We start from the raw sequence: 11678 nt of genomic DNA on the forward strand, positions 1-11678 counted from the left end.
GAGCGTAAGAGCCTCGCCAGGAACTACCGTGATCCGCATGTCGTTGCCGAAGGACGGCCTGCCAGCTGAGCAGGTGCTCGACGAGATCCGCGCGCTGCGCGCCGCCGACCGCCCCACGCACGGCGGGCGCCTGTTCGCGTACGTGTACGACCCGGGGCTCGACGGCCTCGACGAGCTGGCCATGGCCGCGTACGCCCTCTCCGCGCACGTCAACGGCCTCGACCCGACCGCGTTCCCGTCGCTGCTGGCGATGGAGAACACGCTGGTCGGCGCCGCCGCCGTGCTCCTTGACGGGCCCGAGGGCGTCGTCGGCAACGTGACCAGCGGCGGTACCGAGTCGCTGATGCTGGCGGTCAAGGCGGCGCGCGACGGCGCGCCCGGCGTGCAGCGGCCGCGCATGGTCGCGCCGGTGACCGCGCACGCCGCGTTCGCGAAGGCGGCGCACTACCTGGGTGTGACGCTCGACCTTGTACCCGTGTCGCCGCAGACCCTGCGCCCGGCGGCGGCCGACGTGGCCGCGGCGGTCGGGCCGGAGACGGTGCTGGTGGCCTGCTCGGCCCCGTCGTACGCGCACGGCGTCGTCGACCCGGTGGACGAGATCGCGGCCGCGGCCGCGGCGGCCGGCGTGCGGTGCCACGTGGACGCCTGCTTCGGCGGGTGGACGCTGCCCTACCTGCGGCGGCTGGGCGTGGAGGTGCCGCCGTTCGACTTCTCGGTGCCCGGGGTCACGTCGATCTCGGTGGACCTGCACAAGTACGCGTACACCCCGAAGGGCGTCTCGGTCCTGCTGCACCGCGACGCGCAGCTGCGGCGGCCGCAGTACTTCGCCTACGCCGGCTGGCCCGGCTACACGATGGTCAACCCGGTGATCTCGTCGACCCGCTCGGGTGGACCGATCGCCGCGGCGTACGCGGTGCTGCGCCACATCGGCGACAGCGGCTACCTCGCGCTCGCCTCCCGCACGCTGGAGGCGGTGCGTGGCCTGGCCGACGCGGTGTCCGCTGTGGACGGGCTGCGCCTCGTCGCGCCACCTTCGTCCACTGTGGTGTGCTTCACGGCCGACGCGTTCGACGTCTTCGTACTCGCCGACGAGCTGGCCTCGCGGGGTTGGCACACGCAGCCACAGTTCGCGTTCGACGGGGTGCCGCCGAGCATCCACCTGAGCGTGACGGCGTCGGTGGCGCCACGGGTGGCCGAGTTCGGCCCCGACCTGGCCGCCTCCGCCGCGGCGGCCCGCGCGGCCGGTCCCGTGTCGCTGCCGGAGGTGTCACTGGACCGCCCGCTGCCCGAGCTGCTCGCCGCACTCGGCTTCGGCGCCGGCCTGCCCGAGCGGATGGCACCGGTGAACGCGCTGCTCAACGCCGTACCGCCACACATGCGCGAGGCCCTGCTCGTCGACTTCCTCGGCTATCTACAGCGCCCGAACGGGGAGTAGCGCGGTGACCACCGACCCTGGTCAAGGTCAGTGGTCACCGCACTCGTGCTGGATCAGCTGATTTTGAACTGGGTGCTGTTGTCCTCGCCGGTCTGATCCGGGAGGTACTCGCCGTTCGGCCGGTCTGACACGGTGACGGAGCCCGTCGCGGTGACCGGGCCGGTCGCCGCGGCCTGGATGCCGAACCTCAGCACGCGCTCCTCGCCGGGCGCGAGCGGCTCGTCCACGTCGCACTGGTACGAGGCGCTCGGGCCGTCGGACACGCCGGCGATGCTGGAGCAGGCGGCCCAGCCGGGGCCGATGCGGTACGCCTCGATGGTGCCGAGCTCGAGGTTGACGGACACGTCGGCTTCCAGGTCGCCCTTGTTCCGCACGGTGACGCTGACCGTGCCGTACGGGTTGCCGTCGTTATTGATCATGAGTTTCAGGTCCGGCACGCTGACCACGAGGTCGGTGAAGAGCGGGTTGGGCTCGAAGCGCACCGGACCGCCGGTCTGCCGGAAGCGGCCGTCCTGCCAGGTGTACGTCCGGGCCTGCTTCTGCGACCACTCCTCCTCCCAGCCGCAGCAGGGCCGGACGTCGCCCACGGTCACCCTCACCCCGCCGTCCGCCAGTGGCTCGAAGGACTTGATCCAGCCGACCTGGTCCAGTGTGGGATAACCGACGATCCGGTCGGTCGCCACCACCCGGCCGAGCGTCACGATCTTCCTGCCCGCGTCCCGGTCGAAGACCACGACCTGCGCCTGCCCCGTCTGGGCGTACACGCAGTCGACCAGCGCGATAGTCTCCTCGGCGCCGTCCCGGTCGACATCCCCGTACTTGACGCTGGTCAGGAGGATGTCGCCGTTTTCGTCGCCGACGCTGGTGAGCCGCGCCCCCTCTTCCGCGCAGGGCGCGTCCGGCGCCCAATCAGGCAGCGTGACGCGGGCCCTCAGCAGGTCGGCCTTGCTGATCCGGCCGTCGGGAGGTGGCGGCGTGGTCGAGGCCGGCGGTGAAGGAGTGGGCGTCGAGGTGCTCTCCTCCGGTGTCGGCGTGTTGGAGCCGGCGGGTGCGGGCGCCGGGTCGGTGCCGCGGTTGAGGGCCGCGTACCCGGCGACGGGCGCGGCCACGAGCACCACGGCGGTGGCCACGAGCGCGGTCGCCGCGATCCGGCGGCGCCGCCGGACGGTGGCCCGCACGGCACCCGGCCCGGCGGGTGCGATCTCCGGCGTCAGGCCGGCGCGGTAGTCCGCGAAGAAGTCGTCAAGTTGGTCAGTCACGGCTTTCCTCCGGCTGCTCGTTGCGCTCCCGCAGCAGGGTCGCGAGCGTTGTACGGCCTCGGTGCAGCCAGGACTTCACGGTCCCCTCGGCCACACCCTCCTGGCGGGCGATCTCAGCCACGGTCATGTCGGCCAGGTGGTGCATCACCACCGCGCGCCGCTGGTTTTCGGGGAGCTTCGCCAGCGCGGCCGTCAGCATCACGCGGTCGGGGCCGGGTCCCGGGACGTGCTCCTCGCGCTGCCGCCGCAGGTACGCCCGCGCGGTCCGTAGCCGCCGCCACCGGCTGGCCGCGAGGTTCCACGCGACGCGGCGGACCCATGCCACCGGATCGTCGTACTGGACCACTTTGCTCCACCGCGCGTACGCGCGGCAGAACGCCTCCTGCGCGAGGTCCTGCGCCTGGGCGAGATCGCCGGTGTACGCACACAGCTGGACGGTGAGCACCCTGAAGTGCGCATGGTAGAAGTCGTCAAAATCGATCTCGGTCATGCCCCGTCCCACATCCGGCGGTGCCCCGTCGAGGCGTGGTGGCGTCGACACCTGCACAATCCCTCCCCGCGTCAATCCCCGTACTTCCGGGTTTCGGCCGGAAGCGCGCTTAACACGCCCCACCGTTCGGGCCGGTTGCGGCCGCGCGGGCTGTGGTTGACTTGTGTCGTGCAGTTGCCAGGAGTGCTCGGCGAGCCGATCCGGTTCGTGCTCAACTGGGGCCGGCGCTACTCGCTGTGGGTCTTCAACTTCGGCCTGGCCTGCTGTGCCATCGAGTTCATCGCCACGAGCATGGGCCGGCACGACTTCATCCGGCTCGGCGTGATCCCGTTCGCGCACGGCCCCCGCCAGGCCGACCTCATGGTCGTCTCCGGCACGGTGACCGACAAGATGGCGCCCGCGATCAAGCGCCTCTACGACCAGATGCCCGAGCCGAAGTACGTCATCTCGTTCGGCGCCTGCTCCAACTGCGGCGGGCCGTACTGGGACTCGTACTCGGTCACCAAGGGCGTCGACCAGATCATCCCCGTGGACGTGTACGTGCCGGGTTGCCCACCGCGTCCCGAGGCGCTGCTGCACGGCATCCTCCGCCTGCAGGAAAAGATCGCCGCCGAGCAGTCCGGCATCGGCGGCGTGTCCCGCCCGGACCCGCTCGCCCTCCCCGACGCCGAGACGCTGACCGCGCCACTTGTCACGGCGCCGGAGTCGCACCGCCGCGTGGTGCTCCCCGACAACATCGACTGGCATCGCTCCGTCCCGCCGCCGCAGGCTCCCCCGCTCGGCCCCGACGGCCGCCTCCCGGTCCGCGAGATCACCGGCGACCGCGCGGGTGCCGGCGCCCCCTTCGGCGACGACCGCGAGCTGCCACTCCCCCCGGACAAACTCGACTACCAACACCCCCACGAGGAAGACCGCGACTGACCTCGCCGCCCCCTGTCGCCTCCCCTGCGGACCTCCCCTGCGGTTGATCAGGGAGTTGGTGGGCGTGTCGGCCGGCGTTTCCACCCACGAAGTCCCTGATCAACCGCGGAGGGCGGAGGTCCGCGCAGGGGCGGAGGTCAGCGGGTGGCGCGGATGGCGGCGAGTGTCGTGTGCACGTCGAAGGCTGAGCCGTCGTCGCTGGGCCAGCCGCCGTCGCTGCGTTGGGTCTCGGCCAGCCGGCGCCGGGCGGCGGTGAGCAGCCAGTCGTCCACGGCGACACCGACGCGGCGCAGCGCGGACGCCATCGCGGCCACGTCAGCCGGACTCATTTTGCTCAGGCGCTCGCCGAGCATGATCTGGATGCGCGCGGACTCGTAGAACATGTCCTGCCGGTTGAGCACCGCGGCGCTCAGCCACGCGCTGACCAGAAAGGACTTCCACGAGCCGTCCTCGCCGATGTGCGCCGCGATGGCCTGGGCGGCGGGGCGGAGCTGTGCGCCGTACCGACCGCCGCCCCAGCCGGCGTCCAGGTCGGACACCGACAGCCAGAAGGCGGCGTTGGCGGTCAGGTAGAGCCTGGCCTCCGGGTCGCCGGGCTTGGCCCAGGACGGTGCCTCGCCGGCCAGCGAGTCGTCTTCCTCCCACATGCTGTTGTGCTGGCGGCTCGCCAGCCAGTCCAGCCCGCGCCGCGCCGCCGGCCGGCCGAGTGCGCCGAGGTCGTCGAGCTCGGCCAAGCGGAAGCAGGTGGCGTCAATCGACGCGATCTCGGCGGCCCAGCGGGCCGGCCAGCCGCCGTCGGGCGCCTGGCCGATCTCCGCGGTGGTGAGGATGTCTTCGCTGGGCACCGCGCCGGTGCGCAGGTAGGACAGTCGGGCACGATCCACGGCGTCCCCGTGGGCCACCACGAACCCGATCGCTCCGTCCATGTCGACCACGGGCGAAACCATACCGGCGCACCCGAAGTTACGCCTCGGTAAGTCAGACCAAAGACCAGGTCAGTAGGCGGGTAGCGAGGGGTCCACCTGCTTGATCCAGGAGAGCACGCCGCCCTGCACGTGCACCGCGTCCTTGAAGCCCGCCGCCTTGAGCGCGGCCAGCGCCTCGGCCGAGCGGACGCCGGACTTGCAGTGCAGCACGATCTGGCGGTCCTGCGGGAAGCGGGACAGCGCCTCGCCGGACAGGATCTCGCCCTTGGGGATCAGCGTGGCACCGGGGATGCGCACGATCTCGTACTCCGCGGGCTCGCGCACATCGACCACGAAGACGTCCTTGCCGGAGTCCTGCCAGTCCTTCAGCTCGCGGGCCGTGATCGTGGAGTCGATCGCCGCCTCCTGGGCCTCAACCGACACCGCGCCGCAGAAGTCCTCGTAGTCTTCCAGCAGGTCGGTGACCGTCGGGTTTTCCCCGCAGAGCGCGCAGTTGGGGTCCTTGCGGACCCGGATCTTCCGGTACGACATCTCGAGCGCGTCGTAGACCATAAGGCCGCCCACCAGCGGGTCGCCCACGCCGGTCAGCACCTTGATCGCCTCGGTGACCTGGATGGAGCCGATCGACGCGCACAGCACGCCGAGCACGCCACCCTCGGCGCAGGACGGCACCATGCCGGGCGGCGGGGGCTCCGGGTAGAGGCAGCGGTAGCAGGGGCCGTGCTCGGCCCAGAAGACCGACGCCTGACCGTCGAAGCGGTAGATCGAGCCCCACACGTACGGCTTGCCGAGCAGCACAGCCGCGTCGTTGACCATGTAGCGGGTGGCGAAGTTGTCGGTGCCGTCGACGATCAGGTCGTACTGCGAGAAGATCTCCCGCACGTTGTCCCGGTCGAGCGACGTGTTGTGGATGACCACGTTGACGTACGGGTTGATCTCCCGCACCGACTCCGCCGCGGACTCCGCCTTGGGACGGCCGATGTCCGACTGGCCGTGGATGATCTGGCGCTGCAGGTTGGACTCGTCGACGGTGTCGAAGTCGATGATGCCGAGCGTGCCCACACCGGCCGCGGCGAGGTACATCAACGCGGGCGAACCGAGGCCACCGGCGCCCACACACAGCACCTTCGCGTTCTTCAGCCGCTTTTGCCCGTCCATCGCGACGTCCGGGATGATCAGGTGGCGTGAGTAGCGGCGGATCTCGTCGACGGACAGCTCGGCGGCGGGCTCGACGAGCGGGGGCAGCGACACGGTGGACTCCCCGAAAGGTTAAGAGAGAGCGCTAACCGCACCATTGTTGCTCGCTGGTGACAGGACAGGGCAATGACGTGGCCCACGGCCCAGAAGGCGGGATCGGGGAATAGCAGCGCCCTTCAGGGAACTGCTGGTCCGGTATACCTGCGCCCAGCCAGGTACGGCCACGCGTAGGCCAGGCAGCCCTTCAGCCCCAGCGTCTGCTGCTGCATCACCGGAGCGGGCGAGCCGGGCGCCGGGCATGCCTCGTGTCCCTGGCCGAGCTGGTGTCCCACCTCGTGGTTGATCATGTAGGCCCGGTAGGTCGACACCGGCGCCCCGTAGTCGGGCACGGCGGTGAGCCAGCGGGCGAGGTTGATGATGACCTGGCCGGGCAGGCGGCAGGAGGTGTAACGCTCGGTGTCCAGGCCGCCCAGCGCGCACATCCGTTCCGAGGTGGCGGGCGTGGCCAGGTAGATCGTGAACTCGGCCGCCGCGCCCTTCGGCACGCGCTGCAGGCGGAAGCGCTTGGCCGCCACCCAGCTGCGGGAGTCGCCGAGGATGGCGTCCACCTCGGCGGCGAACGCTGCGGGGTTCTGCCGGGTGCCGTTTTCGACCGCGACCCGGAAGCGGCGCAGCGTGCCGGCGGTGCCGAGCGCCCGACCGGCGGTGCCCACCTCGGTGAACGAGCCCTGCCCCAGCTCCGGGTACTGCACCGCCGCGACCTGGCGCGAGGCCAGCGGGGACGGCGACTGGGTGCGCGTCGGCGCGGGCCTGGCGGAGGTCGGCAGTACCGGCGACGGCGAGGCCAGCGGGGACGGCGAAAGCGAGGGCGACGGGGCCGCGGTGGTCGGCGCGGGCGCGGACGCCGACGTGGCCGGAGCCGAGGACGGTGCGGCGGGCGCCGCCGACGTGAGCATCTCGGGCCGGCCGCGAGCCGCGTCCACGACCACGAGGGTGGTGCCGGCGAGGAGGAGTACCAGGAAGGCGGTGCGCCTGCGCCGGTGCAGCATCCGCTCCTCGGCGGCCGGCCGCGCGGCTGCCCCGGCCTCCGTCCGCCCGCCGCGGGGCGCGGAGGCGCGCGGGGTGCGTGCCGCGGGCGGAGCGGGGGCACGGGGTGCGCGCGTCGTCATGGTTCACTCAGCGTGCCAGTGATCATGCGTTGGGTAAGTGACGGCACGCCGACTTGTCCAGATTTATGGCTCGATTTCCGGCAGCGAGCCTACTTGAGCGGTCCGGCGTACCGGCGCCCGTTCAGAAACGGCCACGCGTTTGCCGTGCAGCCCTTCAGGTCGAGCGTCTGCTGCATCATCACCGGCGCCGGCCGTCCGCGCGCCGGGCACAGCTCGTGCCGGTGCCCAAGCTGGTGGCCGACCTCGTGGTTGATCACGTAGTCGCGGTACACCGACAGCGGCACCTTGGCCGCGACGAAGTGGTCGACCGACAGCCGCCAGCGGTCGAGGTTGATGACCACGCCACCGCCGATGCGGCACGAGGTGTACGGCCGGCCGCGCACCGTGATGTCGACCCCGCCCGCCCGGCACATCCGGCCGGCGGTCTCGCGGGTCGCCAGGTGCACGGTGAAGTCGAACGGCGCGCCGCGCGCCACCCGCTGCATGCGCAGCCCGCCGGCCGTCCAGCTCTGCGCGTGTCCGAGCGCCGCGTCCACGACCGCGCCGAACTCCTCGGTGTCCTCACCCGAGCCCCGCTCCACCGCCACGCGGTAGCGCAGCAGGGTGCCTGAGCGTCCGCGGACCGGGCCGGCCGTCGTCGCGTACTCAAAATTGCCACTCCCCCTGGTCGGCACCGGCTCGGCGAGCCGGAGCACCGGTGGGGCCGGCTTGGGTGAGGCCGGCGGCGACGGCGCTGCCGGCGGCGACGGAGACGGAGTGACCGGCAGCGTCACCGCCAGGGTTTCCGGGGCGGGTGACGGGACCGGCGCGGCCGGCGACAGGTTGACGGGAAGCACGCCGAACCCGACCAGCGTGAGACCGGCGAGCACGGCCGTCCCGGCGACCACGCCCAGGGCGCGACTCACGCCGGCGCCACCTGGGCGGGGCCCTGCGGGTTGCCCTTGCGCTCGGGGTGCTGGCGTGCGGAGTCCGCCTCCTCGGCGCTGGCCAGCGGCGCCGGGCGGATGGCTCGGCTGGCGCGCGGCGCGCGGGCGGTGGGGTGGCGCACCTCGTCCAGCAGTGCGACCACCGCGCGGGCGACCAGCCGCGGCACCTCCATCTGCGCCACGTGCCCGACCTTGTCGAGGATCAGCAGCCGGCTGTCCGGGATCGCGCGGGCCACTTGCGGCGCCACCCGGATGTCGACGAGCTGGTCCTGCCGCCCGCCGATGACGAGGGTGGGCGCGGTGATGCGGGAGGCGATGCGCCAGAGCGAGCCGGCCCCCGGCAGGTACGCCCGGAGGAAGCTGGAGACGAGCCCGCGCAGCGTGCTCAGGTATGCCGGGACGTAGTGGTCGAGCTCGTACCGGATGCGGATCTCCTCGACCGCCTCCAGCCGCCGCCGCTCACTGACCCGCGCGGGTCGGCGAAGCAGGTGGCGATGATCTGGTTGGCCATGTCTTCCGGCTTGATCCGGTTGAGGAAATGCGTGGCGAGGCGGTCGCCGCGCGGGATGGCGAGCAGCGGCAGCACCCGGCTCTGCGAGGAGCGGCGCGGGTCGAGAAACGGCATCGCCGGCGAGACGAGCGTCAGCGAGCGCACGAGGTCAGGCCGGGTGCCGGCGACACGGACGGAGATCGCCCCGCCCAGCGAGTTTCCGAACAGGTGCACCGGACCGCGGCCAGAATGCTCGATCCACCTGATGACGCGGTCGGCGAAGGCGGCCAGCGTGTACCTGCGGGCCGGCTCGCTGCGCCCGAAGCCCGGCAGGTCGATCGCCTGCCCGTCGAGGCGGCCGGAGAGCAGGCCGGCGAGGTCGGTCCAGTTGGTCGAGGAGCCGCCGAGGCCGTGCACGTACAGAGCGGGCTCCGCGCCGGGCGCGGTAGCGGGCGTGTCGCGCACGAAAACGCGGGTGCCGTCGAGCGTCTCCAGGCGACCGGGCCAATGCGGCGACTCCCGGTCGGCCGGGAAGATGTCATCCGCTCCGAGCAGCGCGCGCTTCATCGATCAATGATGCCCTGAGCGGGCCAGATAATGCCCCGCCTTACGCGAGCAATGCCTCCAAACGGCGGTTAACGGCGTTGAGTGTCGCACGTACGACAGCCTGTCGTGGGTCACCGGCCACCAGCGCGGAGCCGGCGAGCTGCTCGACCCAGCCGCCGCAGACCAGCAGCACGACGACGACCGCGACCTCGCAGCTGCCGAACGGCACCACGGCCGCGTGCTCCACGAAGCACTTGCCGCGGTCGCCCACCTGCTCGGCGGTGCTCAGCAGGTCGTCCACCGCTGACGCGCTCGCCTCGGCGCACAGGCGCAGCACGTACGCATCGACGGCGGGGCCGTTGGACCGGCCGGTGGCACGCCGCTCGTCGGCGGCCAGCCTCACCTCGACGGTGGCGTCCAGCCCGAACGTGCTGACCTGCACCTCGTCGATCACGATGCGCGGGCCGGGCTTGCCGGCCGGCAGCGGTCGCGGGGGCGGGGGCGGGGGCTCGACGGGGGCGCTCTGACCCAACGGGCTCTCCTCCCGCGCCCGGCGGGCCCGGCGGCGCGGAGTCTCGGGGGCCGGCCGTCGCTGCTCGGCGATCGGGCCGCCCGCCTGGGCAGGGAGGTACGAACCGGCGGGTGCCGGGAAGGAACCGGTGGCTGTGGGCTCGCTCCGGACGCGGGCGGGCGCCAGCGCGCCGGCGGGCTCGCCGGGACCGGACGACTCCTTGGGCGCGGCGGCGAGGCCCATCCGATCTTGCAGGAGGCGGGCGACGATGCGGCTGACCTCGGCCGGGTCGGCCCCGTCGGCGAGGTCGAGGCGGAGGCTGTGCGCGCCGGCCTGCGTGGTGCGCAGCGACGCGTCGCGGACGCCTTCCACGCTGCGGACGGCGCCCAGGATCGCCTGGACGTCGAAGCCCTCGGGACGCTCTCGCGGCTGCACGTCGTCGCGCTGTAGATGGCTCCAGATGCGGGTCAGGTCAGGTCCGTCAGCGGGCGGCTCGACAGGCGGCTCCGGTGCGGTGGGCACGTCCGGCTCGGACGGCACCCGCTGCGGGAGCGCCTCCGGCTCCGGTGTTCGCACCGGGGGCGGCGGTGCGACCTGGCTTGTCGCGGCGGGAGCGGGTGCGGCGGCGGGCGGCGGCGGTGGGGCGACCGGCACGGGGTGGACGGCCGGCGCCGGGACGACCACCGGGTCGCTGGCCAGGTCGGTCGGGCGGCCCGGCACGCGCGGCCCCGGCTCGGGTGCCCGCTCCGGCTCCGGCCACTCGTTGGCCCAGGTCGCGGCCGGGCGGGCGGGTGCGGGTGCGGCGGCCCGGGCCTGCGGCAGCGGCGCGCGGGAGGGTGCGGGCGGCGACACGGGCCGCTCGTAGAGCGTGGTGTCGTATCCCGGTCGCTCGTGCGCCGGCTGGGGCCGGAACCCGGGCGGCACGTCGGCGGCGGACGCACCCTTGCCCGCGTCGCGCGCCTCCCGCCACTGCTGCGGGGTCATCGAGGCGCCGGCCTGTGGCCGGGAGGCGGTCGGGCCGAACGACGGTCGTGGCGGCGCGACCGGCGGCACGCTCTGTGCCTGGGAGGCCTGGCCGGCACCGCTCTGGTCGCCGGGCGCCCCGGGAAGCCGCCGCCACGCGGCCTCGTCGCCGCGCTCGTCGGCGCGGAGCCCTCCGGGCCCTGCGCTGTCCGCGCTTGCGCGCTCCGGCAGCGGCTGCCGGCTCGATCCGGACTTGTCGCTGCGCACCCAGTCTCGGGTCGCGCCGGTCCCGGGACGGCTGCTCTCCGGCTGCGTCGCGGGTCGGCGGCTGGGCAGCGTCTCCTCGGCGCCGTGGCGGGCGGCCTCGGCGCCGTGGCGGGGCGCCTCGGGCTGGGGCGAGAGGGCGGCCTGCACCGGCGGGGGCGTGCGGTCGACGGCGATCGGCGGCAGCGGGGAATCTCGGCCAGGCTGGAGGCGCGCACGGCGTCCTCGAGGTCTCCCTCGTACGGGTACGGCGGGGCACTCGCCGGCACGCGCGGCGCGGAGATCGAGGAGTCGGCACCGTTGAGCGGCGGCTGGGGCTGCTGCTGCCCGTGGGAGTGGGACGGGGCGGGGCTGAGGGGCGCGAGCAGGTCGGCGTAGCGCGGGGCGTCGGCCCAGCCGTGCCCCATCCCGCTGTCGGCGGGCCCGGTGCGCCACGACGGCTGCACCGGCTCGGGCGCGGGCTCCAGCGCGGCGCCGGCGTTGGACCACACCGCGTCGGCCGCCGCCCAGCCATTCAGCCGGGCCTGGCCAGCGCCGTCGGCCTTACCGCCGCGGTCGGCACGCTCGGCGTGCGGACCTGC

8 protein-coding genes and 2 pseudogenes are annotated in these 11678 nt (G+C 73.3%); 2 read left to right on the forward strand and 8 right to left on the reverse strand.

Annotated features, from left to right (window positions below; translation table 11 throughout):
• The first annotated feature begins 37 nt into the window (after nucleotides 1–37).
• Entirely contained in the window at nucleotides 38–1435 is a 1398-nt protein-coding gene (locus Phou_RS15570) for a pyridoxal phosphate-dependent decarboxylase family protein (RefSeq protein ID WP_173056695.1), read from the forward strand.
• A 53-nt stretch (nucleotides 1436–1488) separates the two neighbouring features.
• Here the strand turns inward: Phou_RS15570 and Phou_RS15575 are convergent, their stop codons facing one another.
• Both Phou_RS15575 and Phou_RS15580 read right to left on the reverse strand, forming a co-directional pair.
• Nucleotides 1489–2694 (reverse strand): hypothetical protein, encoded by a 1206-nt coding sequence (locus tag Phou_RS15575; protein WP_173056696.1) that lies wholly within the window; start codon nucleotides 2692–2694, stop codon nucleotides 1489–1491.
• Nucleotides 2687–3184 (reverse strand): SigE family RNA polymerase sigma factor, encoded by a 498-nt coding sequence (locus Phou_RS15580; RefSeq protein ID WP_173056697.1) that lies wholly within the window; start codon nucleotides 3182–3184, stop codon nucleotides 2687–2689. Before Phou_RS15580 ends, Phou_RS15575 begins: the two co-directional genes overlap by 8 nt.
• 168 nt (nucleotides 3185–3352) lie before the next feature.
• Between Phou_RS15580 and Phou_RS15585 the strand changes: the two are divergent.
• Nucleotides 3353–3889, forward strand: a pseudogene (locus Phou_RS15585) (NADH-quinone oxidoreductase subunit B); the annotation flags it as partial.
• A gap of 353 nt (nucleotides 3890–4242) precedes the next feature.
• Here Phou_RS15585 and Phou_RS15590 read toward each other — a convergent pair.
• From Phou_RS15590 to Phou_RS15615, 6 genes and pseudogenes are all read right to left on the reverse strand, one after another.
• On the reverse strand, nucleotides 4243–5031 hold the full coding sequence (locus tag Phou_RS15590; protein ID WP_246273787.1) for a prenyltransferase/squalene oxidase repeat-containing protein: 789 nt from the start codon (nucleotides 5029–5031) through the stop codon (nucleotides 4243–4245).
• Between the two features lie 69 nt (nucleotides 5032–5100).
• Nucleotides 5101–6282, reverse strand: coding sequence for an adenylyltransferase/sulfurtransferase MoeZ (gene moeZ / locus Phou_RS15595; protein ID WP_173056699.1), 1182 nt, complete (start codon nucleotides 6280–6282; stop codon nucleotides 5101–5103).
• A 122-nt stretch (nucleotides 6283–6404) separates the two neighbouring features.
• Nucleotides 6405–7397 (reverse strand): DUF3152 domain-containing protein, encoded by a 993-nt coding sequence (locus Phou_RS15600; RefSeq protein WP_246273572.1) that lies wholly within the window; start codon nucleotides 7395–7397, stop codon nucleotides 6405–6407.
• Between the two features lie 89 nt (nucleotides 7398–7486).
• On the reverse strand, nucleotides 7487–8302 hold the full coding sequence (locus Phou_RS15605; protein WP_173056700.1) for a DUF3152 domain-containing protein: 816 nt from the start codon (nucleotides 8300–8302) through the stop codon (nucleotides 7487–7489).
• Between the two features lie 143 nt (nucleotides 8303–8445).
• Nucleotides 8446–9380, reverse strand: a pseudogene (locus tag Phou_RS15610) (alpha/beta fold hydrolase); the annotation flags it as partial.
• Nucleotides 9381–9420: 40 nt separating this feature from the next.
• Complete coding sequence (locus tag Phou_RS15615; protein WP_246273573.1) at nucleotides 9421–11247, reverse strand: hypothetical protein; 1827 nt, start codon at nucleotides 11245–11247, stop codon at nucleotides 9421–9423.
• Nucleotides 11248–11678: the final 431 nt, after the last annotated feature.

Source organism: Phytohabitans houttuyneae (genome assembly GCF_011764425.1).
GTDB lineage: Bacteria > Actinomycetota > Actinomycetes > Mycobacteriales > Micromonosporaceae > Phytohabitans > Phytohabitans houttuyneae.

Bases quoted from the DNA above. Each gene is read 5' to 3' on its own strand.
- Phou_RS15570 (WP_173056695.1), top strand. From the start codon at position 38: ATGTCGTTGCCGAAGGACGGCCTGCCAGCTGAGCAGGTGCTCGACGAG.
- Phou_RS15580 (WP_173056697.1), bottom strand. From the start codon at position 3,184: ATGACCGAGATCGATTTTGACGACTTCTACCATGCGCACTTCAGGGTG.
- Phou_RS15590 (WP_246273787.1), bottom strand. From the start codon at position 5,031: ATGGACGGAGCGATCGGGTTCGTGGTGGCCCACGGGGACGCCGTGGAT.
- Phou_RS15600 (WP_246273572.1), bottom strand. From the start codon at position 7,397: ATGACGACGCGCGCACCCCGTGCCCCCGCTCCGCCCGCGGCACGCACC.